Here is a 23,351-nt window from a genome sequence, read left to right on the forward strand (position 1 = left end):
CTCCTTGGGGTCAGTGGCAGCCGCAGCTCGCGCTGGAGACGCGCTGCATCCGGCCGCGGCGTACCGCCTTGCGGGCGCCGAGGACGGCTGTTCCGTCCGCTGTCACCAGCGAGCTGCGGGGGCACAGGAAGGCCAGGGCGAAGCGCGTGGCCGGCGTGATCCCCAGCCCGAGGTTCACGACGCCGCCGGTGGCGCCGTACACCTCGTTGGGGCCGCAGTTCGCCGGGATGATCTCCGTGGTGGTGTTGATCCCGAAGCCGAGCTCCCAGATGACGCGATAGCGCGGGTCGTCGGTGAGGAGCTTCTCCAGCTCGACCGCGGCCGAGGTCGCGCCCGGTGTCCGGGGCGTGACGCCCTCGATGGTTCCGGCGGCGATGTGCAGCGTCACGGCGTGGGCGACGAGCGGGGAGAGGGCTTCGAAGAGTCGTCGCTGGTCGGCGCCGTCGGCCGGGTCCTCGTGGCGGTGGACGATCGGCCATCCGCGCAGGGTGAGGTCCCCGTTGAGTCCGAGCAGCCGGGCGTCCGGTTCGAACGTGGTGATCTCCGCGGCGGTGACGCTCAGCTTCCCCGGGGGGAAGATCTGCTGGTCGCCCGGTTCCAGGACGCCGGCCTGCTGGTTCCAGACACAGGCGCCGGCCGTGTGGTCGAACTCGGCCTCGGTGCCGGAGACGTCGTCGACGATCGTCAGCCGGTCGCTGTCGCCCACCAGGTCGAAGAACTCCTCGGCGACACGGGTCTGCCGGGCCACGTCGGTGCGGGCGGCGGTGCGCAGCAAGTAGCGGACGTGCTCGTCGGTGAGGGGCGTGGACCCGGCCGGCAGCACGGCCAGCCTGCGTCCGCCGAGCTCCTCGGGTGTCGGCGAGTCGAGGAACCGCCCGGGACAGACCGCCAGCACATGCGCGTCCTCGGGAACGCTCGTCGCGATCAGCTCGCCGAGGCGGGTGCAGGGCGGAAGCGTCAGGCGCAGGACGCGGGAGCACCCGTCGCCCGGATTCAGGGAGATGGACTCGCCGCACTGCTCACTCGTGATCAGACAGAAAGTCTCGGCCGACCCACCGAACTGACCGAAATCGCTTGTCGTGAGTTCCAGCGGTGGCACGGGCGCACTCCTAGAGAAGACAGGATCCCGGAAAGCCCGGAAAGGGTAGAACTCTCGGACTCCTGGAAAAGGCAGCAGTCCCGGAAAAGACAAGGGGAACCCCGTGGCGGGGCATTGTGCCTGCCCCGCCACGGGTCGGTACTCAGCCCAGGAGCGTGCCCAGGTAGTTGCGGTTCTTCTGCACCTTGATCTTCTTCATGGCGAGTCACCTCCTGTTGGTTGTATTTCCTTGCGTACACCCCGCAGGGTCGAACGGTGGCGGTCCGCTACGCGGCGGACACGACCCGCTCGACGGTGGGGTGGTCCGGGTGGCCGATCACCGCGACGCCGTTACTGGTCAGCACGCGGGTGTCGGGCGAGATGATGTCCAGGTGGTACTGGGTGTACGGGGTGAGGCCGAGCCCGAAGTGCAGGCAGCCCTCCGTGCCTCCGTACACCTCGTTCATGGCGTGGTTGCCGGGCAGGATGTCGTGCGAGACGTTGAGGGCGTGGCCGATCTCCCACACGATCCGGTAGCGGGAGTCCACCGCGAACATCTGCTCCAGCATCGCCACGGCCGGCGCCGCCCCGGCGTCCAGCGCCTCCAGATGCCGGATCCTGCCGTCCTCGACGACCGCCTTGATCGCGTTGTCGTGCATCGCCCAGAGCTGGGAGTGGATGCGTGCCTGGTCGCGCCGGGAGAAGGAGGGGGTGCCGTTGTGCAGGATCGGGTAGCCGCGCAGCGTGATCTCGCCCTCCAGCGGCAGCTTCAGGGCCTCGTCGAACTCCCTGATCTCGACCGGCAGGACGCTGATCTCACCGGACGGGACGATCTGCTGGTCGCCCCAGTCCAGCGGCCCGGCCTGCTGGTTCCACACCAGGCCCTCGCGCAGGTGGTCCAGGGTGGCGCGGGTGCCGTGCACGGGGTCGGCGTACACGAGGTGGTCCGCGTCCTCGGCGAGCTCGAAGAACGTGTCGCAGAACGCCGCCTGGTCGGCGGCCGACGTCCGTTCCATCACACCGAGGAAGTGCCGGATCTCGTCGAGCCCGGTGGGCGTGGAGTTGCACGCCATGCCCATGATCTTCCGCTGCCCCACCAGATCGGGGTCCGGTGACTCGAAGAACCTGTGCGGGGAGATCACCAGCACGTGCGCGGGTTCCGGGATCTTCTTCTCGAGAATTTCCTCGAAATTGTCCCCCGCGTCCAGCGTGATGGTCAGGTACTGCCGGTACTGTGCCGTCTCCTTGACTTCGATCCGATCAACCAGCTCAGAATTCGTGATCAGACAGAAAGTGCTTCCGATGGCTTCACCGAACTGGCTGAAGCGGCCGGGATCAATGGATATCTGCGCGGACACGATCACTCCCGTCATGACCTCTGCGTATTTCCTCGCCGTGGTCATTACTCTGGCGTGCCGCGGAGTTCTTCCGCCATAGGACGATGGTCCCTGCGCTTTTTCCGCCTCTAGTACTTCCGCCTGTGTCCGCAGGTGAGGGGGAATTCTCAGCCCGTAGTGGCGAGCACCAGGGGCAGGACCTGTCGGGCGCCCGCCCGGCGCAGCAGGCGGGCGGAGACGGCGAGGGTCCAGCCGGAGTCGACGAAGTCGTCCACCAGCAGCACGGGGCCCGAGGCCGAGCCGAGGGCACCGGCCAGTTCGTCGGGGACGGTGAGGGCGGCGGACAGGGCCTGGAGGTGCCGTGCGGAGTTGCTGCGGCGCGCCGTGTGCTCGCCGCCCTGCCCGGTGTACGCGAGGCTGCCGAGGAAGGGCAGACGCCCGATGGCGGCGACGCGTTCGGCGAGTGTGGCGACGAGCTGGGGGCGCCGCAGGGAGGGCATGGCGACGACTCCGACGGGCCGGGCGACGGAGCCGGGACCGTCGGACGCCCAGCCTTCCGGGGAGCGGGCCCAGTCGGCGAGGACCGTCACCACGGCCTTGAGGACATCGTCGGGTACGGGTCCGTCGGGGGCGTTCTCGGCCAGCAGCGGGCGCAGCCGGTTGCCCCACCCGATGTCCGAGAGCCGCCCGAGGGCACGCCCGGTGGAGCACTGCTCGGCGGCCGGGATACGGCCCTTGAGGTCGACGCCGAGGACGGGCATCCCCGTCGGCCACATCTTGCGCGGCTCGACCTCCACCCCGGGGCGGGCCAGTTCCTGTGTCGCGCTGGTCAGCGTGTCCGTGGAGACGGAGGAGTCGGCCCAGGCTCCCGCGCAGTTGTCGCACCGGCCGCAGGGGGCGGCGCCCTCGTCGTCGAGCTGGTGGCGCAGGAACTCCATCCGGCACCCTGACGTGCTCACGTAGTCGCGCATGGCCTGCTGCTCGGCCGCCCGCTGCTTGGCGACCCACGCGTACCGCTCGGCGTCGTAGTACCAGGGCTCGCCGGTGGAGATCCAGCCACCCTTGACCCGCTTCACCGCCCCGTCCACGTCGAGCACCTTCAGCATGGTCTCCAGCCGGGTGCGCCGGAGGTCCACGGACGTCTCCAGGGCCGGCACCGACAGCGGCCGCCCCGCTTCGGCGAGGGCCGTGAGGGTCTGCCGGACCTGTACCTCGGGCGGGAAGGCGGTGTCGGCGAAGTAGCGCCAGATGGCCTCGTCCTCCTTGCCCGGCAGCAGCAGCACATCGGCGTGCGCCACACCGCGCCCCGCGCGCCCCACCTGCTGGTAGTAGGCGATCGGCGAGGACGGCGAACCCAGATGGACCACGAACCCCAGGTCCGGCTTGTCGAAGCCCATGCCGAGGGCCGAGGTCGCGACCAGCGCCTTCACCCGGTTCTCCTGGAGGTCGGCCTCGGCCTGGAGCCGGTCGGCGTTCTCCGTGCGCCCCGTGTAGGACGCCACGTCGAAGCCGCGCTGCCGCAGGAAGGCGGTGGCCTCCTCGGCGGCGGCCACCGTGAGGGCGTAGATGATCCCGGAGCCCGGCAGCTCCTGGAGGTGCTCCGCCAGCCAGGCCAGCCGGTGGGCCGCGTCGGGCAGGCGTACGACCCCGAGGCGGAGGCTCTCCCGCTCCAGCGGGCCGCGCAGCACCAGGGCCTCGCCGCCGCCGGTGCCCAGCTGCTCGGCCACGTCGGCCGTCACCCGTGCGTTCGCGGTGGCCGTGGTGGCGAGCACCGGTACGCCGGGGCGGAGTTCGGCCAGCATCGCCCTCAACCGGCGGTAGTCGGGCCGGAAGTCGTGTCCCCAGTCGGAGATGCAGTGCGCCTCGTCGACCACCAGCAGACCGGTGGTGGCCGCGAGCCGGGGCAGCACATGCTCGCGGAAGTCCACGGAGTTGAGGCGCTCGGGGCTGACGAGGAGGACGTCGGCCTCGCCACGCTCGACCTCTCCGTAGACGGTCTCCCACTCCTCCGGGTTGGCCGAGTTGATGGTCCGCGCCTGGATGCCGGCGCGCGCCGCCGACTCGACCTGGTTGCGCATCAGAGCCAGCAGGGGCGAGACGATCACCGTCGGACCGGACCCGCGACGGCGCAGCAGGGCGGTGGCGACGAAGTACACCGCCGACTTGCCCCAGCCGGTGCGCTGCACCACCAGGGCGCGCCGGCGCTCCTCCACGAGGGCCGCCACCGCCTGCCACTGGTCCTCCCGGAGCGTCGCCGACCCCGTGGGGTCGCCGACGAGCTCGGCGAGGATGGCGTCGGCTTCGGCACGGAGCTTCACGGTGTCCATGCCCCCATGCAACCCGATACCTCGGACAGTCAGCCACCTCACCCCACGCGACCCCTCCCTCACAAGCAGCCACGGGCGATGTGCCGCCCCCGATCGACACGTCAACAGCGCGTTGCCACCCGCCACCCGGGGCGTTGCCGACGACTCCCACGGGGCGGGGATATAAACGGTGGATCACCACAAAACCGCCAGTGGCCCCAATTGCTCGTTGCCGCAACCAAGTTCGCCAGGAAGAATTGAGGTCCGCTCCCCGCACGGCCCACCGGTGAACCGGTAGGGCTTCTGCTGCGGCGTGCGCTCCCCCAGTCCGACCCCGCCCGCAGTGTGGGCGCGTAGCCGAAGGGAGGATCGTGACCTTCGGATTCGCTCCGTCCTCGGCGGCCTCCATGTCGACGTCTGCCGACCTGTCCGCCGCTTCCGCCAACCGGTTGCTCGAGCCCGCGGAATGGGCCGCCGCGGGGATTCCGCTGCTGCGTAATCCCCGGGAGGTCGTCAGCGGACTGCACGCGCGCCACGAGCCGCGGCCCGCGACGGCGGTCATCGCCGTCCTGGACCCCGACGAACGGCTGCGGGCGAGCGCCTCGTTCATCAGGCGACCGGCTCCGGCGGACGGCTGGATGTTCCGTAACGCGCTCCTCGCGCAGCTGCGCCGGGTCATCCCGCACGACCTGCGCCGGCGTGCGCCGGTCCGGACGGCCGTCCTGCTGTACTGCCGTGACGGGGACGCGCGTTGGACGGAGGAGGACGGGGCGTGGATGTGGGGCCTGCGGGACGCCTGCACCCTGCACGGACTGCGCTGCGGGGCGTACATCACGCTGACGCGTGACGGCTGGCAGGTCCTCGGCGAGGGCCGCGGTGGCCGTCGCCCCCACGCGGACTCACCGACCGAGCCGTTCGCCACGGCCATGGCACCGCCGCCGATACCGCGCACCGGCGGGGTGGCCTCCGAGGTACTGCGCCGAGCGGCGGCCCGCTGACCCGGGGCCTTCGGGCCCTCCCGTCACGCCGGGCCCGGCGGCGCCGGCACACTTCAGGCCACGCACGCGCCCCCACACACCCCCACACCCCACGGGGCGCTCGCGTATGCGCACGCCTACGGGTACGTGCACCCGCGTGCCCGCACGCGTAGGGCGCGCGGGCACGCGAAACACCCCGCCGGCACGCCGAAGCGCCCCGTCGCGGGGTGTGGCCGTCACCGCGCCCCGGGGGCCGTGACGGGCACGCGTCGCTCCCCGGTGTGCCCTGGCGGGCCTACCGGGAGGGTCCGCGGTCGTTCAGACTCCGGCGCCCAGCACCGCGTTGATCTTCTGCGGGTCGCCGCAGACGATCAGCAGCGCACGCGCCCGGCCGAGAGCCTGGGGCAGTGTCTGCGCGGCGAGGGCCTCGGTGCCGCCGTTGACGGCAACCACGACCACGGGACGCGGCGCGGCCCGCCCGACGGCGGAGGCGTCGGCGTAGAACACGTCGTCACCCGCGTCGTGCTGGGCCCAGTACGCGCTCTCCCCGAAGGACAGCTCGTGGGCGGCCCACGGGTGCTGCTCACCGGTGGTGATCACCAGTACGTCACCGGGGGCGCGCCCCGACTCCAGCAGCAGGTCGACGGCTTCCTCCGCGGCGTCCAGCGCGCCCTCGACCGAGGCCGGGAGCAGCTGGATCTGCGGGGTGGCGGCCGGAGCGGACGGCCCGGGCTTGGCCGCGGTGTGCGACGCGCGCTGGGCCGGCACCGGCCGGGCAGGACCCGGACGGCCGGGACGCGGCGGGGCCGCGGGACGGGGTCCGGGTACGGGACGAGGGGTCGGCGCGACGCGGCCGCTGGCCGGAGTGGCGCGCGGACCCTGGGCACTCTCGTGAATCTGAGGCTCCTCGGGAATGAGAGGCATGAGCTGATGTTTATCAAACGCCGCGACGACTCGCGTCAGCGGGTGGCACATGAGTGCGAACGAATCCGTCAGAAATCGAAGCCGAGCTGACCCTCGATCTCCGGAACGCTTCCGTCCGCCCAGTTGCGGGCCTTCTTGAGGTGCCGCCACTGGGGCAGCGCATCAAGATACGCCCACGACAACCGGTGGTGCGGGGTGGGCCCCCGCTCCGCCAGAGCGGCCTTGTGCACGGGCGACGGATAGCCGGCGTTGGCCGCAAAACCGAAGTCTGCATGCTCGACACCCAGTTCGGCCATCATTTTGTCGCGCCGAACCTTGGCGATCACCGAGGCCGCCGCGACGGCGACGCAGGACTGGTCGCCCTTGATCACCGTACGGACGCGCCAGGGCGAACCGAGGTAGTCGTGCTTGCCGTCGAGTATGACCGCGTCGGGACGCACCGGGAGCGCGTCCAGGGCCCGTACGGCGGCGAGCCGCAGCGCGGCCGTCATCCCCAGGTCGTCGATCTCCTCCGGGGAGGCGTGACCGAGGGCGTACGAGGTCACCCACTTCAGCAGTTCCTCGGCGAGCGCCTCGCGGCGCTTGATCGTCAGGAGCTTGGAGTCGGTGAGGCCCTCGGGCGGTCGGCGCAGTCCGGTGATCGCCGCGCAGACGGTGACGGGGCCGGCCCACGCACCTCGCCCCACCTCGTCGACACCGGCAATGACCTTCGCTCCGGTCGTGGCGCGCAGGGAGCGCTCGACGGTGTGTGTAGGTGGTTCGTACGGCATGGCGCCCTTAGCCTACGCCGCCCGCGAGGTGGTGCGACACCCAGGTTCCCGGGGCGGTCGCGGCCCGGCGCCGGGGCCGGTTCAGGCGCCCGGCGAGCGCAGCAGCGGCACCATCAACTGGTCGATCATCTCCGCCATCTCCTGCTCGCTCCATTCGCTTCCGCACACCTTCGAGCGGTACATCATCATGGCGGGAATAGCGTCGAGGACATAGCCGTTGGCCGCGTCGGGGCGGACTTCGCCGCGCCGGATTCCGCGCTCCAGGACCTCCCGCAGCAGTTTCACCGTGGGCTCGACGACCCCCTCGATGATCACCGTGTGGAAGCGCTCTGCCTGGAGGGTGTCGCATTCGTGAATCACCGACCGCAGGGCGAACCCGGGGCGCGAGAACATCGCCTCGCGGGCCTGGCGGCAGAGTTCCAGGAGGTCGTCACGTACGTTTCCGCGGTCCGGCGCCTCGTCGAAGCGGGGCAGCCCGGCCTGGAGCGCGTCGGCCACGAGGTCCTCCTTGGACGGCCAGCGCCGGTAGACCGCGGCCTTGCCCGTCTGGGCGCCGGCGGCGACGCCCTCCATGGTGAGGCCGTTCCAGCCGACCGTACTGAGCTGATCCAGCGCGGCATCGAGGATCGCGCGCTCGAGTACGGCGCCGCGCCGACGCGGGGAGGCCGTCTGAGCGGGAGCGGCCGTCCAGCGCGAAGTGACCATCTGTGTTTCTCCGTTGAGCCTGGGGGTGGGGATCTCGGCGGGTGCGAGCGGGCGGTCGGGGCGTGCACGGCGGCGACTTCGGTGAACGCTTGCGTTCACTAAGGGGGACTCACTACCGTTGACGCGACAGTGAACGCGAGCGTTCACTAAGGCACTTGTGGGGGACCCATAGTGACAACCTCTCCGTTGATTCAGCATCAGAAGCCGGGAGCAGCCCGCCGGGAGGGGCATCCCGGCATCGCGCTCACGGTCATCGCGGCCTGCCAACTCATGGTGGTACTGGACGCGACGATTGTGAACATCGCCCTCCCGCACATTCAAGAGTCGCTCAAGTTCAGCACCACCGACCTGACATGGGTGGTCAGCGCGTACACGCTGACGTTCGGCGGGCTGCTGCTCCTGGGGGGCAGGGCCGGGGACATCCTCGGTCGCCGCCGGGTCTTCATGACCGGCATCCTCGTCTTCACGCTCGCCTCGCTCCTCGGCGGTCTCGCCCAGGAGCCCTGGCAGTTGCTGGCCGCGCGCGCCCTCCAGGGGGTGGGTGGCGCGATCGCGTCGCCGACCTCGCTGGCGCTGATCACCACGACGTTCCCGGAAGGGCCCGAGCGGAACCGGGCGTTCGGGGTGTTCGCCGCGGTCTCGGCGGGTGGCGGCGCCATCGGTCTGCTGGCGGGCGGCATGCTCACCGAATGGCTCGACTGGCGGTGGGTGCTCTTCGTCAACGTGCCCATCGGTGTGCTGATCGCCGTGCTCGCGCCGATGTACATCAGCGAGTCGGAGCGGCACCCCGGACGGTTCGACATAGCGGGCGCGCTCACCTCGACGGCCGGTATGGCGTCCCTGGTGTACGGCTTCATCCGCGCGGCCGAGGAGGGCTGGCGCGACGGCCTGACCATCGGTTCGTTCGCGGCGGCGGTGGTCCTGCTGCTGGCGTTCGGCTCCATCGAGGGCCGGGCCAAGGAGCCGATCACCCCGCTGAGGATGTTCGCCGACCGCAACCGGTCGGGCACGTACGTGATCATGCTGAGCCTGGCCGCGGCGATGTTCGGCATGTTCTTCTTCATCGTGCTGTTCGTGCAGAACGTGCTGCGGTACACGCCGATCGAGGCCGGTCTCGCCTTCCTGCCGGTGACCGTCGCGATCGTCACGGGTGCCGGTCTGTCGCAGCGGTTCCTGCCGGTGCTGGGGCCGAAGCCGTTCATGCTGGGCGGTTCGACGCTGGTGGCGCTCGGCCTCGCCTGGCAGACCCTGATCACCCCCGACAGCTCCTACGCCGGCGGTGTGCTCGGCCCGATGCTGCTGTTCGGCTTCGGCATGGGGCTGAACTTCGTGACGCTGACCCTGACGGCCGTCTCCGGGGTCGCCCCGCACGAGGCGGGCGCGGCGTCCGGGCTGCTCAACGCCACGCAGCAGGTGGGCGGTTCGCTGGGTCTGTCCATCCTCACCACGGTCTTCGGTACGGCCAGCCGTGAGGAGGGGGAGAAGCAGGTGCGGCTGTTCATGGCGGAGGCGTCGCCCGAGCAGAAGGCCGAGTTCGCGAGGACGCAGCAGCTTCCGGCCCCCTGGAGCCATGAGGTGCTCGCCCATGGCATCGCGACGGCGTTCATCCCGGCCATCGCGATGGCCGTCCTCGCCCTGGCCACCGCCGCGGTGGTCATCAGGGTCCGCAAGAGCGACCTGGACGCCCTCGCGGGAACGGCGGGACCCACCGGAGGCTGACCGCCACCCGCCGACGCCGGACCACGACCCAGGCCAAGCCCGAGGCAGGGGCCGTGGTCCGGCGCACGGGGCAGGCCAGGGGACTCACGCACCTGCCTCAGCGGACCAAGGGATCCGGCGCCCACCACGCACCTGCTTGCCTCAGCGGCCGAACGGCTCCGGCTCCCACCTCGACTCGCCGCAGGTCGGCCCACTCGGAGGCCCGCTCACCTCGGCCGCCACCGGCCGTTCCGCAAGGATGCGCCGGGCCTCGGCCTCTCCCCAGCTCGTGGCGTACCAGGGCGTGTCCCGCTCCTCGTCCAGTTCGGCGGCGATGTCCCGCAGCGCGCACGAGCGCATCGGCTCCTCGAGCCGGTCGAGGACGGGTACGGCGTCGGCGGACAGCCCCCTCGCGTACTCCAGGTCGAACCGGCCCGTGCTCTCGTACCGCTGGACGTTGCGCTCGGCGATCAGCTCGTCCGGCGACACGAACCCGAACGCGAGCACCCCGGCGAGCGCGCTGACCGCGACGGCCCGCGGCAGCAGACGGGCACCCCACACCCCGGCCGCGATGATGAACACGATGACCAGGCCGAGCCACAGCTCCACGGCCACCACCGAGATCCTCAGTCGCGTCAGCCCATAGGCCTCCACATACATGTCCATACGGCGCACAGCGGATGCCACGACAACGAGCGCCAGCGCGCAGAGGGTTCCCAGCACGGCCCGCACGAGCGTGCGGTCACTCGATCGGGTACGCGGCGCCCAGCGCAGCGCCACGACGATGACGGCCAGGGTGAGCAAGGTGGCGGTGAGCAGCTGCCAGAAGCCCTGCCGCGCGTACTGGGCGTAGGTCAGCCCGGTCTGTGCCAGCACGGCGTCGTAGCCTCCGAAGAGCACGGCGAGCTGGACGGCGTTGAAGGCGGCGAAGAGGACGATCAGTCCGATCAGCGGGAGCGCCCACTCGACACGACCGCGGGCCACTCCGCCGGGCACCTGGACCCGGTCCCAGCGGGTCGGCGCAGCGGCCGTGCGGGCCGCGGCGAGTGTCCCGAAGAGGCCCAGCATGAAAAGCAGGACCCGCCAGGGCCCGTCCTCGGTGGAGACGTCCGGCACCAGGGCGCCGAGGAGGTCGGCGAAGGCGGCGTCCGCCTGGGCGAACAGCACGCCGAAGACCAGCAGCAGCCCCGCGGCCACGGCGAGCGACCGCAGCGCGGGCCCCACCTTGCTCCGGTCGCCGCCCGCGCGTTCCCGCAGCCCCTGCCAGGCCCAGGCGGGTCCGGTGACCACCGCCGTGAACACGCCGACGGGGCCGAACAGGACGGCCGGCCAGGTGCGGCCGCCGTGCAGGGCGAGCGAGCCCGCCGCGAGCGCGGTGACGACGGCGAGGAACGAGGGCCACTCGGCGGCCCGCACGGAGGGCACGACCAGCAGGGCGAGCCCTCCCGCGCCCCACACGAGCGACCAGGCGCGGGGCCGCCGGCCGGCCCGTCGCCCGGCGAAGTACACGGCCAGCGTCGCGGGCACGGCGACAACCAGCAGGTTGACCGCCATCCCGTCCCCGAGCAGCAGCATGCTGAGCAGCCCGGTGGCCAGCGCGGCCCAGAGCGTCGCGGTACGGATCGGCGCGGGCTCCTCGACACCGGGCCCAGCCGCACGTGGCGGCGGAGACGCTGCCCCACCGCTCGCCGTCCCAGACCCGGCAACCGAGCGCGTCGACTCCGACGGGGTGACCGACCCCGCAGACGCCTGCTCAGCGGCCGAACGCTCCGCCGTCGGATCCCCCGCGTCCCCTACGTCCGCGGCATCTGCCGCGGCCTCCCTGGACGCCTGCGCGGGCGCAGCCGCATCCGAGCCGCGCTGCTCGCCCGAGGCTCGCGCCCGGGGCGTTCGCCCTTCGGACCCGGGCGTTGTCGGCGTGGACGGTGGTTCGGACACGGGACCCCCTCCCCCGACCGGCCCGCTTCCGCCAACCGCCGGCGGCATGCCGCTGCGGCGGAAGGGTCGGGGGCCGGTGTCTCGGCGCCGCACATCGTCAAGATCAACAGCGGCGTGCCGGACAGGCTATGCGGCTCGCCCGGCCATGACAGAGACCGAGAAGCACTCTGTGGCACGCCTGTGACACTTGAGGCGGTTGTGACGATCGAGCCCCGGGAAGCGGGCCGCCGCCACGCGACCGCCTCGCCGAATCGGATCCCTCCAGCCGGAACTACCGCACAGGCGCCCAGTCCGGCAGGGCCTCTGTCTGGTCCACCCATCCCTCGGGAGGCGCCCCGCCCTTGCCGCCGGCGGCGACCACTCCCCCGACGATCGCGCAGGTCGTGTCGACGTCACCGCCGGCCTGGGCGGTGGTCCAGAACGCCGTCTCGTAGTCACCGAGGGCGCGCGCGGCCGACCACAGCGCGAATGGCACGGTGTCGTGCGCCGTCGTACGCCGGCCACACCCCAATACGGCCGCGACCGTGTCCGCGTCGGCGTAGTCGAGCATGTCCCGGGCACGCCGCAGCCCCGCGCCGACGGCGCTCTTCGGGACGAGCGCGATGACCCCGTCGAGCAGCGCCGCGGCGGTCGGCGGCCCCGCCGGGTCGGCCGCCAGGGCGGCGGCCGCGGCGACGGCCATGGCACCGACGACGGCCTCGCGGTGCTGGTGCGTGGGGTACGCCGAGATCTCCGCCTGGTGCGTCGCCTGCTCGGGGTCGTCGGCGTACCAGGCGCCCAGCGGAGCGATCCGCATGGCCGCGCCGTTGCCCCATGATCCCTGGCCGTTGAAGAGGGCGGAGGCCAGTTCACGCCAGTCGCCGCCCTCGCGGACCAGCCGCAGCAGACGGTTGACCGCGGGCCCGTAGCCCCGGTCGAAGTCGTGGTGGACGGCGAAGGAGCGGGCGAGCTCGTCCTGGTCGATCCGCTGGTGGGCGGCGAGGACGGCCACGACGGAACAGGCCATCTCGGTGTCGTCGGTCCACTGCCAGGGGCCGGGCGGCGTCTCACGGCGCTTGAGCAGCGGATAGTTCACCGGCACGAAGTACTGCGAGCCCAGCGCGTCCCCCACCGCGAGTCCGCGCAGGCTGGCCAGGGCGCGCTCCAGGCGGCCGTCGGGAGAGGAGTCAGCGGTCATCGCCCTGCCACTCTAACTGGTGGCCCCGTACCATTCCGGGTCACGCCAGCGGTCGAAGGGCCGGTCGATGGTGTACTTGCCGTTCTCCCCGAGCACGAGCATCCGCATCTCCGCGTTGCCCGGGTTCGACAGCGACTCGAATTCGGCGACCGTCCAGTGGAACCAGCGCATGCAGAACAGCCGCATGGCGAGCCCATGGGTCACGATCAGGACGTTCGGCGGGTGGTTGGGGTCCTCGAAACTTCGGAACAGGCTCTCCAGGAAGTTGCCGACCCGGTCGTACACGTCGGCTCCGGACTCCCCCTGTGCGAAGCGGTAGAAGAAATGGCCGTACGCGTCCCGGTAGGCCTTCTGGAGGCGCACCTGCTCGGGGTCCTGCCAGTTGCCCCAGTCCTGCTCCCGCAGGCGGGGCTCCTCGCGTACGCGCACCTGCTCGGGGTCCAGATGGAAGGCCTGGAAGGTCTCGTGCGTCCGGCGGTACGGGGAGACGTAGACGCTGACCCGCTCCCGGCCGAACAGCTCCCGGAGCCGTTTACCGGTCTCCTCGGCCTGCTGCCAGCCCAGATCGGTGAGGGCCAGAGCATGGTCGGGCTCACGTTCGTACACGGTGTCATCAACATTGCCCGTTGACTCGCCGTGCCGGACAAGGACGATGCGCCGTGGTCGTGCCATGCCAAAACCCTAAGGGGCACGGGGCAGTAACGAGCACCTGTCCGGGGCACCTACGGCGTAGATCACACGGATCCTGACAGTCCGGTTTCCGGGCCCCACCCGAGTCCGGATCTCCGACGTCCCAGGCAGGCCCCTCTCGGCGTCAGACCGTCCAGCTCGGTTCCAGCTCCACGATGTCGCCCGCGAGGGCGGCGACATCCGCTTCGATCTGGGCCCGCAGGGCGAGGCGCTCGATGCGTTCGACGCGGTATTTGCCGTGCTCGGCGGCCGACTGCCACATGGAGAGGATCAAGAACTCATGGCCCGGCGCCTCGCCGAACAGGCCCCGCAGCATTCCGGGGGAACCCGCCATCGCCGGGTTCCAGACCTTCTCCTGCATCAGCGCGAAGTGCTCGGCGCGCTCCTCGTGGACACGGCAGTGCGCCACCCGTACGACGTCGGCGTCCCCGAAGCGCGGCTCGAAGCCGGTCTTCACGTCGAAGCGGTAGTCGAACAGCTTGACCTGCGCGTCCTTGTAGGTGCCGGACTGCGAGGCGGCGAGACGGTCGTGGGATCGGGCCATGAAGGAGTCGTAGAAGGCACGGCTCTCCCAGAACGAGAAGATGTGTGCCACCCCGGGTCGTGCCCGGCTCCAGCCCCCACCCTGTCCACGGAATCCCGGCTCCCCCAGAAGCCCCGCCCACTTTCGCTGCCCCCGCTCGAAGCCGCGGCGGTCGACCACGGTGCAGCGAATCCACTTGACCAGCACCGCGCCATGGTAAGGCCACGGAGCGTGGCGCCGGTCACTCTCCGAGGGGTTATGGCCCGGCGAGCGCCGGCGTACGCATGCGAGGATGGGCAACTGGCATGGACTGGGGAGCAGTTCGGCCCTCACGCACCGGAGAACGGGGAGGAGAGTTCTGTTGAACGGCCTCAACAAGGGCATCCGCAAGGTCGAGGTGTCACTGAAGTGGGATCCGAGCCCCGCCGGTCAGCCGCCCTCGGACCTCGACATCATCGCGGCGACCTACCCGGCGGCCGACCCGAGCGGCGATCCCGCCTACGTCGTGCACTTCGACAGCCGCTCGCCCGACGGCACCATCACCCTCAACCGCGACAGCAAGACCGGCCAGGGCTTCGGCTGGGACGAGGTGATGACGGTCGAGCTGAACCGGCTCGACAGCCGGTACGGGCGCGTCGTGATCGGCGTGGCCATACAGCAGGGGGCGAGCCCGAAGACCTTCGGTGACGTCAGCAAGCCGGCCCTGCGCATCCGCGAGGACTACACCGTCCTGGCCGAGGACGACTTCGCCTCCGTCCAGGGCTCCACAGCCGCGGTCATCGCAGAGTTCGTCCGGGACGGCTCCGGCTCCTGGAGCCTCCTCCCCGGTCTCCACGGCTACGACGAGGACCCGGCGACCTTCGCCCGCGTGATGGGCGCCCCACGCGAGTCCTGACGCTCCACGCCACGGACACCGAAGGACGGCACAGCCATGAGCTGTGCCGCCCTTCACTGTCTCAAGAGGTCAGCTGCAACCGCTGGTCGAGCCGCAGCCCTCGCAGATGTAGCAGGAACCGGCCCGCTGCATCTTCGTACCGCAGGAGAAGCAGAGCGGGGCGTCCGCGTGGATGCCCAGCTGCATCTCCACCAGCTCGGCGCTGGTGTGCGCCTGCTTCGGGGCGGGCTTGGCCGCCTCGACCTCGGCCCTCGGCGTGGCCACGGCCTTCAGGTCCGTCTGCCGCGGGGCCGACTGGGCCAGGCCCTCGACGTCCACGTCCTCCTCGGCGGGCTCGTACGAACCCGTCTCCAGGTGGCGCTGACGCTCCTCGGCGGAGTGGATGCCGAGCGCGGAACGCGTCTCGAAGGGCAGGAAGTCCAGCGCCAGGCGGCGGAAGATGTAGTCGACGATCGACTGGGCCATCCGCACGTCCGGGTCGTCCGTCATGCCGGCCGGCTCGAAGCGCATGTTGGTGAACTTCGAGACGTACGTCTCCAGCGGCACGCCGTACTGGAGGCCGACGGAGACCGCGATGGAGAAGGCGTCCATCATGCCCGCGAGGGTGGAGCCCTGCTTGGACATCTTCAGGAAGACCTCGCCGAGACCGTCGTCCGGGTAGGAGTTGGCGGTCATGTAGCCCTCGGCGCCGCCGACGGTGAAGGACGTGGTGATGCCGGGACGTCCCTTCGGGAGGCGCTTGCGGACCGGGCGGTACTCGACGACCTTCTCGACCGCGGTCCGGATGGTCTCCTCGGCCTTCTCGGTGATCTCCGCCTTCTCCGACTCCTTGGTCTTGGCGGAGAGCGGCTGGCCGACCTTGCAGTTGTCGCGGTAGATCGCCAGCGCCTTGACGCCGAGCTTCCAGGCCTCGAAGTAGATCTCCTCGACCTCCTCGACGGTCGCCGTCTCCGGCATGTTGACCGTCTTGGAGATGGCGCCCGAGATCCACGGCTGGATCGCGGCCATCATGCGGACGTGGCCCATCGGGGAGATGGCCCGCTCGCCCATGGCGCAGTCGAAGACCTCGTAGTGCTCCTGCTTGAGGCTCGGGGCGTCGATCACATTGCCGTGCTCGGCGATGTGGGCGACGATCGCCTCGATCTGCTCCTCCTGGTAGCCCAGGCGGCGCAGGGCCTGCGGGACCGTGCCGTTGACGATCTGCATCGAGCCGCCGCCGACCAGCTTCTTGAACTTGACCAGCGCCAGGTCCGGCTCGACACCGGTCGTGTCGCAGGACATCGCAAGGCCGATGGTGCCGGTGGGGGCGAGCACCGAGGCCTGCGAGTTGCGGAAGCCGTTCTTCTCGCCGAGGCGGAGCACGTCCTGCCAGGCCTCCGTGGCGGCGGCCCAGACCGGGGTGTCCAGGTCGTCCATGCGCACGGCGGTGCCGTTGGCGTCGGAGTGCTGTTTCATGACGCGGTTGTGGGCGTCGGCGTTGCGGGCGTAGCCGTCGTACGGGCCGACGACCGCGGCCAGTTCGGCGGAGCGGCGGTAGGCCGTGCCCGTCATCAGGGAGGTGATGGCGCCGGCGAGGGTGCGGCCGCCGTCGGAGTCGTACGCGTGGCCGGTCGCCATGAGCAGGGCGCCGAGGTTGGCGTAGCCGATGCCGAGCTGGCGGAAGGCGCGGGTGTTCTCGCCGATCTTCTGGGTCGGGAAGTCCGCGAAGCAGATCGAGATGTCCATCGCGGTGATGACCAGCTCGACGACCTTCTGGAACCGCTCGACGTCGAAGGACTGGTTGCCCTTGCCGTCGTCCTTCAGGAACTTCATCAGGTTCAGCGAGGCCAGGTTGCAGGACGTGTTGTCCAGGTGCATGTACTCGCTGCACGGGTTCGACGCGGTGATCCGGCCGGACTCGGGGCAGGTGTGCCAGTTGTTGATGGTGTCGTCGTACTGGATGCCGGGGTCGGCACAGGCCCAGGCGGCCTCGGCGATCTTGCGGAACAGCGCCTTGGCGTCGACCTGCTCGATGACCTCGCCGGTCATCCGGGCGCGCAGACCGAAGTCGCCGCCCGCCTCGACGGCCTTCATGAACTCGTCGTTCACACGGACCGAGTTGTTGGCGTTCTGGTACTGGACGGAGGTGATGTCGTCACCACCGAGGTCCATGTCGAAGCCCGCGTCGCGCAGGACGCGGATCTTCTCCTCCTCCTTCACCTTGGTCTCGATGAAGTCCTCGATGTCCGGGTGGTCCACGTCCAGGACGACCATCTTGGCGGCGCGGCGGGTGGCACCGCCCGACTTGATCGTTCCCGCGGACGCGTCGGCGCCGCGCATGAAGGAGACGGGACCGGAGGCGTTGCCACCGGAGGAGAGCAGTTCCTTGGAGGAACGGATGCGGGAGAGGTTCAGGCCGGCGCCGGAGCCCCCCTTGAAGATCATGCCCTCTTCCTTGTACCAGTCGAGGATCGACTCCATGGAGTCGTCGACGGCCAGGATGAAGCAGGCGGAGACCTGCTGGGGCTGCGGGGTGCCCACGTTGAACCAGACGGGGCTGTTGAAGCTGAAGATCTGGTGCAGGAGGGCGTACGCCAGTTCGTGCTCGAAGATCTCGGCGTCGGCGGGCGAGGCGAAGTACTTGTAGTCCTCACCGGCCTTCCGGTACGTCTTCACGATGCGGTCGATGAGCTGCTTCAGGCTCACCTCACGCTGCGGGGTGCCGACGGCGCCCCTGAAGTACTTGCTGGTGACGATGTTGACCGCGTTCACCGACCAGAACTCGGGGAACTCGACGCCACGCTGCTCGAAGTTGACCGAGCCGTCGCGCCAGTTGGTCATGACGACGTCACGGCGCTCCCAGGCCACCTCGTCGTACGGGTGCACGCCAGGGGTGGTGTGGATGCGCTCGATACGCAGGCCCTTGCTCGCCTTGGTGCCCTTGGCGCGGGAACTCCGTGCCGGACCGCTCGCCGTCTCTGTCATGCCGCCTCCCTGTATCGGGCTAAAACGCCCTGAAGTGCCACTTTGTTCCTGTGACACGGTGTTCTGTCTTGTGTCGCGACCCGGCTCGCACAGCCGTCCGCGACAGGTCTCGATCGCCGCCGACCACCCGGTCCTGACGGTCCGGAGGTGCGGCCCGCCCTCAGTCGGCGGCGTTGGCGGGCACGGGGACTTGGGCAGCCCCTCCGGACCCGCGGTCGTTCTCCCGGCACCCCTCGACCGCGTTGTCGACGCCGTCGTCGTCCGCGTCGGGGCGCTTCCCCTGCTCTTCCCTGAGTTCCGCGATGGCGGCCTCGAAGTCCTCCAGCGAGTCGAAGGCCCGGTAGACCGAGGCGAACCGCAAGTAGGCGACGAGGTCGAGTTCCTGCAGCGGACCGAGTATGGCCAGACCCACGTCATGGGTGGTCAGTTCGGCGCTGCCGGTGGCACGCACCGCCTCCTCGACCCGTTGGCCGAGCTGGGCGAGCGCGTCCTCGGTGACAGGCCGCCCCTGGCATGCCTTGCGGACGCCGTTGATGACCTTGGTACGACTGAAGGGTTCGGTCACACCGGACCTCTTGACCACCATCAGCGAGCACGTCTCCACCGTCGTGAAACGACGGGAGCAGTCCGGACACTGGCGGCGCCTGCGGATCGACGTGCCGTCGTCCGTCGTACGACTGTCGACGACACGGCTGTCGGGGTGCCTGCAGAAGGGACAGTGCATAACTCCAACCCTCCTCACAGCACGACTCAATAGCTCCACGAGCCTCTTGGACCCCGCGGAAGCAGCCCCAAGCATAGGGGATGACCATGAGCCCTCAGACCGGGGGGACCACAACTTCTGGGCTGTTGCTGCAATCCAAGCACTAGATGTAGGGCTTGGCACGTAAATCCCCACACGACGCGCGTGTCGCACCCGTACTGGCAAGTGCCAGACGGAGGAGCCGTCGCGGAGCGCATCCGCGCCGTCGCGGAACGGACCCGAACGCGCCGGAGCGGACCGGAACGCGAGGGGAACCGGAGAAAGCCGGGCACCGGTACCCGACGGAAGAAGCGGGGAGTGGCAGACTGTGCCGCGCGGCGACAGCGGCCCACGAAGCCCCCGCCCCGGCGGTGAAGAGTACAGCAATCAGCGGTTTTGTCCGCCCGGAGCAGTCGAGCCATACACCTGCACACATGGTCACGTCAGGTAATCCACGGTTTTTCACTCGAACGTGTGTTTGGCGCAACCTTTCGAAAGCAACTACCGTTGTGCTGCACGGGAGACCATCGAGAGGGGCCGACGTGACCACGACCGCAGACAGCGCCACCATCACTGCCCAGGACCGCTCCCAGGGCCGACTCGAGCCGGTGCACGCGATGAACGAAGTTCCGAACCATGACGGGCCCAAGCGGGCCCTGCCCGGCCGACCTCCAGGCATCAGGGCCGACAGCTCCGGACTGACCGACCGGCAGCGCCGGGTGATCGAGGTCATCAGGGACTCCGTGCAGCGGCGCGGGTACCCGCCGTCGATGCGGGAGATCGGTCAGGCGGTCGGCCTGTCGAGCACGTCGTCCGTGGCGCACCAGCTGATGGCCCTGGAACGCAAGGGCTTCCTGCGCCGCGACCCGCACCGCCCTCGTGCCTACGAGGTCCGCGGCTCCGACCAGGCGGCGGCGCAGCCGACCGACACCGCCGGTAAGCCCGCCGCGTCGTATGTGCCGCTCGTCGGCCGGATCGCGGCCGGTGGCCCGATCCTGGCGGAGGAGTCGGTCGAGGACGTGTTCCCGCTCCCGCGCCAGCTGGTCGGTGACGGCGAGCTGTTCGTCCTGAAGGTCGTGGGTGACTCCATGATCGAGGCCGCGATCTGTGACGGCGACTGGGTGACGGTCCGCCGCCAGCCGGTCGCCGAGAACGGCGACATCGTGGCCGCCATGCTGGACGGCGAGGCCACGGTCAAGCGCTTCAAGCGCGAGGACGGCCATGTGTGGCTGCTGCCGCACAACGCCGCCTACGAGCCCATCCCGGGTGACGACGCGACCATCCTCGGCAAGGTGGTGGCGGTTCTGCGCCGCGTCTGACCCCTCGCGGCGGACGGCCTCCCGTGCCGGTCCGCGCCCCTGATCCGGGCCCCGGAATCCACTGCGCCGGTTCCGGGGTCCTGGGCTTTCCGTGCCCGGTGGCCCGTCCCCTGTCGGGGGCGGGCCACCGGCTTCTACGCCTCTTCGAGGGCCTTCGTCTCTTCGAGAGCCTTCGTCTCTTCGATGGCCCTCGCCTCTTCGAAGGCTTTCGCCGCCTGGTCGATCGCCGCGAGCGACTTCCGTACCTGGTTACGGTCCGTGGTGTACCAGAAGTCGGGCAGTGACGCCTTCAGATAGCTGCCGTACCGAGCTGTGGCCAGCCTCTGGTCGAGGACGGCGACGACGCCCCGGTCGCCCTGCGCCCGCACGAGGCGGCCGGCGCCCTGGGCCATCAGCAGGGCGGCATGGGTGGCCGCCACCGCCATGAAGCCGTTGCCGCCCGCTTCCTCGACAGCCTTCTGGCGGGCGCTCATCAGCGGATCGTCGGGACGCGGGAACGGGATCTTGTCCATGACGACCAGCTGGCAGCTGGTGCCCGGCACGTCGACGCCCTGCCAGAGCGAGAGCGTGCCGAACAGACAGGTCTTCGGATCGGCCGCGAAGCCCTTGATAAGCTCGCCCAGCGTCTCCTCGCCCTGGAGGAGGATCGGGTACTCCGGGATGCGGACCCGGAGGTCCTCCGCCGCCAGTTGGGCCGCCCGCATCGACGAGAACAGGCCGAGCGTCCTGCCGCCGGCCGCCTGGATCAGCTCCGTGAGCTCGTCCAGCATGTCCGCCCGGTCACCGTCCCGCGCGGGACGCGACAGATGCTTGGCGACGTAGAGGATGCCCTGCTTCGGGTAGTCGAACGGCGAGCCGACGTCGACGCCCTTCCACTGCGGGAAGTCGTCACCCTCGGTGCCCTCGGGCGCCAGTCCCAGGGACGCCCCCACGCCGTTGAAGTCACCGCCCAGCTTCAGTGTGGCCGAGGTCAGGGTGACGGACCGGTCCGCGAAGAGCTTCTCCCTGAGGAGGCCCGACACGGACATGGGGGCCACGCGCAGGGAGGCACCGAAGCGGTCGTGCCGCTCGTACCAGACGACGTCCCACTCGGAGCCGTTGCTGATGCGCTCCGCGACCTCGTGCACGTTCTCCACGGCGGCCAGGGCCTGCTTGCGGACGGCGTCCTCGTCCTGGACGGACTTGTCGCGGGTGGTGCCGATCGCGGTGATCACCGTACGGGCCGCGTCGCGCAGGGCCATCAGGGCGTACGCCAAGTCCTCGGGGATCTCCTCCAGGCGTCCGGGCAGCGCCAGCTCCATCAGCCGCTCGAAGCCCTCGGCGGCGGTCTGGAGCTGGTCGGCGGCCTTCTCGTTGACGAGCTTCGCCGCTCGCTTCACCGCGCGGTTGACCTGGCCGGGGGTCAGCTCGCCGGTGGCCACGCCGGTCACCCGCGACACCAGTTCGTGGGCCTCGTCGACGATCAGCACCTCGTGCGGCGGGAGCACCGGGGCGCCCTCGATGGCATCGATCGCGAGCAGGGCGTGGTTGGTGACGACGACCTCGGCGAGCTTGGCGCGCTCCCGGGCCATCTCGGCGAAGCACTCGGCGCCGTACGCGCACTTCGAGGCGCCCAGGCACTCGCGCGACGACACGGACACCTGGGACCAGGCGCGGTCGGAGACACCGGGGGTGAGGTCGTCCCGGTCGCCGGTCTCGGTCTCCTGCGACCAGTCCCGCAGCCGCAGCAGGTCCTGGCCCAGTTTGCTGGAGGGGGCGGCCGCCTCGAACTGGTCGAAGAGGCCGTCCTCCTCGTCCTGGGGCACGCCCTCGTTGAGGCGGTGCAGACACAGGTAGTTCGACCGGCCCTTGAGCATCGCGAACTCGGGGCGGCGGCGCAGCAGCGGGTGCAGCGCGTCGACCGTTCTCGGCAGGTCCCGCTCCACGAGCTGCCGCTGGAGGGCCAGGGTCGCCGTGGCCACGACGACGCGCTCTCCCTGTGCGAGGGCGGGCACCAGGTAGCCCAGCGACTTACCGGTGCCGGTGCCCGCCTGGACCAGCAGATGGGAGCCGTCGTCGATCGCCTCCGCGACGGCTTCGGCCATGGTCACCTGGCCGGGGCGCTCCATGCCGCCGACAGCGGCGACGGCGGCGTGCAGGAGTTCGTGGAGTGAGGGCTTCGTCATAGCGCGACCACCCTACGGCGCCGCACTGACAAACGGGTGACGGCGACGGAGGAGGCGGGAGGAGGGGTGGGGCAGGGGGCGGGCGGAGCGGCGCCGAGGGCGGGACGGGGGTCCGGGCGGAGGTCGGGACGGGGGTCCGGGCGGAGGTCGGGATGAGGGGTGGCGCGGAGCGCGGGACAGAGGTCGGGTTGGAGGGCGGGGCGCGGGATCAAGAGGGGTTCTCTTCGGTGGGGAGGGGGAGGGAAGCGGGCGCTGCTCGACGTGCTCGGCATTTCGTCCGGCCCGATCGGGAACCGGATCGGGCCGGGCGGTGTACCAGGAATGACGGCGTCACAGCAGGTGCACATCGGATCTACATCAGATCGCGCAGCAGCCGGTCCCGGATCATGAGGGCGGCCCGCTTGTCGGGCAGGTCGACCTCCGCGGAGAACCGGAAACCGGCGGTGAGGAAAGCGGAGACGGAGGGGAAGTTGCGAAGGTCGGGTTCCGCGACGACGCGGGCGCAGGAAGGGCGGTTGTCGAGGACGAGATCGGCGACGGCGCGGAGCAGGGCGGAGCCGAGACCTCTCCCCCGGTCGGCCACCGGCCCGATGAGGAGGTGGACGCCTGTGTCGTGGGGCCGGGCGGGGTAGTGGCGGGCGACGGGGTCGAGGTCCGCCCGGTAGATCTCCCAGTAGCTCATGGGGGTGCCGTCCAGCAGACCGAGACAGGGCACGCTGCGGCCGTCACCGTCGAGCTGGGCCCGGAGGTGGTTCGCGGTCACCTCCTCGGGTCCGGCGAGCTTCCAGGACGAGGCTACGGCGGAGTCGTTCATCCAGCGGGTGATCAGCGGGAGGTCCCGTTCGAGGCGGACGGGGAGGAGGCGCAGCGTGCCGACGGGGGTGACCGTCGGTCTCCAGTCGGCGAGGTGATCCAGCAGTTCCCCTTTGCCCGAGAGTGCCGCCCCGCCCGGGTCGGTGCCCCCACCGTCCGGGTCGGCGTCCTCCGCGAGGAACGCGGCCCAGTCGTCGGGCAGGCGCAGTTCGAGTGTGTCCTCGTTGCTGGGGGCCCGGGTGGTGCCCGTGTCGGTGCCGGATGTGGTGCTCGCGTCGGTGGGAGGCACGCGACGCTCCTCTCAGGGGATGGGGTGGGTCATGTTCCTCG

Annotated in this window: 18 protein-coding genes; 4 read left to right on the forward strand and 14 right to left on the reverse strand. The window is 70.5% G+C overall.

The features are described from left to right. Positions 1–10: 10 nt before the first annotated feature. From M8J73_RS02130 to M8J73_RS02140, 3 genes are all read right to left on the reverse strand, one after another. A complete protein-coding gene (locus M8J73_RS02130) occupies positions 11–1,099 on the reverse strand; it encodes a hypothetical protein (RefSeq protein WP_055538466.1) in 1,089 nt (362 codons plus the stop codon). A gap of 266 nt (positions 1,100–1,365) precedes the next feature. Further along, positions 1,366–2,451: a hypothetical protein gene (locus M8J73_RS02135; protein WP_055538465.1), complete on the reverse strand. Its 1,086-nt coding sequence runs from the start codon at positions 2,449–2,451 to the stop codon at positions 1,366–1,368. 131 nt (positions 2,452–2,582) lie between these two features. Beyond that, positions 2,583–4,742 carry a RecQ family ATP-dependent DNA helicase gene (locus tag M8J73_RS02140; protein ID WP_055538464.1) on the reverse strand — a complete coding sequence of 720 codons (2,160 nt, stop codon included), beginning with the start codon at positions 4,740–4,742 and terminating at the stop codon, positions 2,583–2,585. Between the two features lie 350 nt (positions 4,743–5,092). On the opposite strand from M8J73_RS02140, the gene M8J73_RS02145 reads away from it, so the two are divergent. After that, entirely contained in the window at positions 5,093–5,719 is a 627-nt protein-coding gene (locus tag M8J73_RS02145) for a hypothetical protein (protein WP_055538463.1), read from the forward strand. A 297-nt stretch (positions 5,720–6,016) separates the two neighbouring features. Here M8J73_RS02145 and M8J73_RS02150 read toward each other — a convergent pair whose 3' ends face one another. The 3 genes from M8J73_RS02150 to M8J73_RS02160 all read right to left on the reverse strand — a co-directional run bounded on the left by M8J73_RS02150 (position 6,017) and on the right by M8J73_RS02160 (position 8,097). Further along, positions 6,017–6,622, reverse strand: a complete 606-nt coding sequence (locus M8J73_RS02150; RefSeq protein ID WP_249828151.1) for a hypothetical protein — start codon at positions 6,620–6,622, stop codon at positions 6,017–6,019. A 68-nt stretch (positions 6,623–6,690) separates the two neighbouring features. Then, positions 6,691–7,392, reverse strand: coding sequence for a ribonuclease HII (gene rnhB, locus M8J73_RS02155; RefSeq protein ID WP_055512478.1), 702 nt, complete (start codon positions 7,390–7,392; stop codon positions 6,691–6,693). Positions 7,393–7,473: 81 nt separating this feature from the next. Beyond that, positions 7,474–8,097, reverse strand: coding sequence for a TetR/AcrR family transcriptional regulator (locus M8J73_RS02160; protein WP_055542416.1), 624 nt, complete (start codon positions 8,095–8,097; stop codon positions 7,474–7,476). A 171-nt stretch (positions 8,098–8,268) separates the two neighbouring features. Between M8J73_RS02160 and M8J73_RS02165 the strand changes: the two genes are divergently transcribed. Next, positions 8,269–9,816, forward strand: coding sequence for an MFS transporter (locus M8J73_RS02165; RefSeq protein ID WP_055542415.1), 1,548 nt, complete (start codon positions 8,269–8,271; stop codon positions 9,814–9,816). 141 nt (positions 9,817–9,957) lie between these two features. Here the strand turns inward: M8J73_RS02165 and M8J73_RS02170 are convergent, their stop codons facing one another. The 4 genes from M8J73_RS02170 to M8J73_RS02185 form a co-directional block, all read right to left on the reverse strand. Further along, on the reverse strand, positions 9,958–11,781 hold the full coding sequence (locus M8J73_RS02170) for a DUF4153 domain-containing protein (protein WP_372503876.1): 1,824 nt from the start codon (positions 11,779–11,781) through the stop codon (positions 9,958–9,960). 223 nt (positions 11,782–12,004) lie between these two features. Then, complete coding sequence (locus tag M8J73_RS02175) at positions 12,005–12,910, reverse strand: ADP-ribosylglycohydrolase family protein (protein WP_055542414.1); 906 nt, start codon at positions 12,908–12,910, stop codon at positions 12,005–12,007. 12 nt (positions 12,911–12,922) lie between these two features. Beyond that, positions 12,923–13,582: a histidine phosphatase family protein gene (locus M8J73_RS02180; RefSeq protein ID WP_079055212.1), complete on the reverse strand. Its 660-nt coding sequence runs from the start codon at positions 13,580–13,582 to the stop codon at positions 12,923–12,925. Between the two features lie 142 nt (positions 13,583–13,724). Beyond that, positions 13,725–14,330: a YdbC family protein gene (locus tag M8J73_RS02185; RefSeq protein WP_249828152.1), complete on the reverse strand. Its 606-nt coding sequence runs from the start codon at positions 14,328–14,330 to the stop codon at positions 13,725–13,727. A 154-nt stretch (positions 14,331–14,484) separates the two neighbouring features. On the opposite strand from M8J73_RS02185, the gene M8J73_RS02190 reads away from it, so the two are divergent. Continuing rightward, on the forward strand, positions 14,485–15,018 hold the full coding sequence (locus tag M8J73_RS02190; RefSeq protein WP_055541834.1) for a TerD family protein: 534 nt from the start codon (positions 14,485–14,487) through the stop codon (positions 15,016–15,018). A 69-nt stretch (positions 15,019–15,087) separates the two neighbouring features. On the opposite strand, the gene M8J73_RS02195 is transcribed toward M8J73_RS02190, so the two are convergent. Together M8J73_RS02195 and nrdR are read right to left on the reverse strand one after the other, a co-directional pair. Next, positions 15,088–17,982, reverse strand: a complete 2,895-nt coding sequence (locus M8J73_RS02195) for a vitamin B12-dependent ribonucleotide reductase (protein WP_055541835.1) — start codon at positions 17,980–17,982, stop codon at positions 15,088–15,090. A 160-nt stretch (positions 17,983–18,142) separates the two neighbouring features. Beyond that, entirely contained in the window at positions 18,143–18,706 is a 564-nt protein-coding gene (gene nrdR, locus M8J73_RS02200) for a transcriptional regulator NrdR (RefSeq protein WP_055541836.1), read from the reverse strand. Positions 18,707–19,266: 560 nt separating this feature from the next. Between nrdR and lexA the strand changes: the two genes are divergently transcribed. Beyond that, entirely contained in the window at positions 19,267–20,043 is a 777-nt protein-coding gene (gene lexA / locus M8J73_RS02205) for a transcriptional repressor LexA (RefSeq protein WP_055541837.1), read from the forward strand. A 134-nt stretch (positions 20,044–20,177) separates the two neighbouring features. Here lexA and M8J73_RS02210 read toward each other — a convergent pair whose 3' ends face one another. Next, a complete protein-coding gene (locus tag M8J73_RS02210) occupies positions 20,178–22,208 on the reverse strand; it encodes an ATP-dependent DNA helicase (RefSeq protein ID WP_249828153.1) in 2,031 nt (676 codons plus the stop codon). A 352-nt stretch (positions 22,209–22,560) separates the two neighbouring features. Then, entirely contained in the window at positions 22,561–23,310 is a 750-nt protein-coding gene (locus M8J73_RS02215) for a GNAT family N-acetyltransferase (protein ID WP_055537964.1), read from the reverse strand. Positions 23,311–23,351: the final 41 nt, after the last annotated feature.

Origin of the sequence: Streptomyces neyagawaensis (genome assembly GCF_023516595.1) — a bacterium.
GTDB classification, from domain to species: Bacteria; Actinomycetota; Actinomycetes; order Streptomycetales; family Streptomycetaceae; genus Streptomyces; species Streptomyces neyagawaensis.

Bases quoted from the DNA above. Each gene is read 5' to 3' on its own strand.
- M8J73_RS02135 (WP_055538465.1), bottom strand. From the start codon at position 2,451: ATGACGGGAGTGATCGTGTCCGCGCAGATATCCATTGATCCCGGCCGC.
- M8J73_RS02140 (WP_055538464.1), bottom strand. From the start codon at position 4,742: ATGGACACCGTGAAGCTCCGTGCCGAAGCCGACGCCATCCTCGCCGAG.
- M8J73_RS02150 (WP_249828151.1), bottom strand. From the start codon at position 6,622: ATGCCTCTCATTCCCGAGGAGCCTCAGATTCACGAGAGTGCCCAGGGT.
- rnhB (WP_055512478.1), bottom strand. From the start codon at position 7,392: ATGCCGTACGAACCACCTACACACACCGTCGAGCGCTCCCTGCGCGCC.
- M8J73_RS02160 (WP_055542416.1), bottom strand. From the start codon at position 8,097: ATGGTCACTTCGCGCTGGACGGCCGCTCCCGCTCAGACGGCCTCCCCG.
- M8J73_RS02170 (WP_372503876.1), bottom strand. From the start codon at position 11,781: ATGCCGCCGGCGGTTGGCGGAAGCGGGCCGGTCGGGGGAGGGGGTCCC.
- M8J73_RS02175 (WP_055542414.1), bottom strand. From the start codon at position 12,910: ATGACCGCTGACTCCTCTCCCGACGGCCGCCTGGAGCGCGCCCTGGCC.
- M8J73_RS02180 (WP_079055212.1), bottom strand. From the start codon at position 13,582: ATGGCACGACCACGGCGCATCGTCCTTGTCCGGCACGGCGAGTCAACG.
- M8J73_RS02195 (WP_055541835.1), bottom strand. From the start codon at position 17,982: ATGACAGAGACGGCGAGCGGTCCGGCACGGAGTTCCCGCGCCAAGGGC.
- nrdR (WP_055541836.1), bottom strand. From the start codon at position 18,706: ATGCACTGTCCCTTCTGCAGGCACCCCGACAGCCGTGTCGTCGACAGT.
- M8J73_RS02210 (WP_249828153.1), bottom strand. From the start codon at position 22,208: ATGACGAAGCCCTCACTCCACGAACTCCTGCACGCCGCCGTCGCCGCT.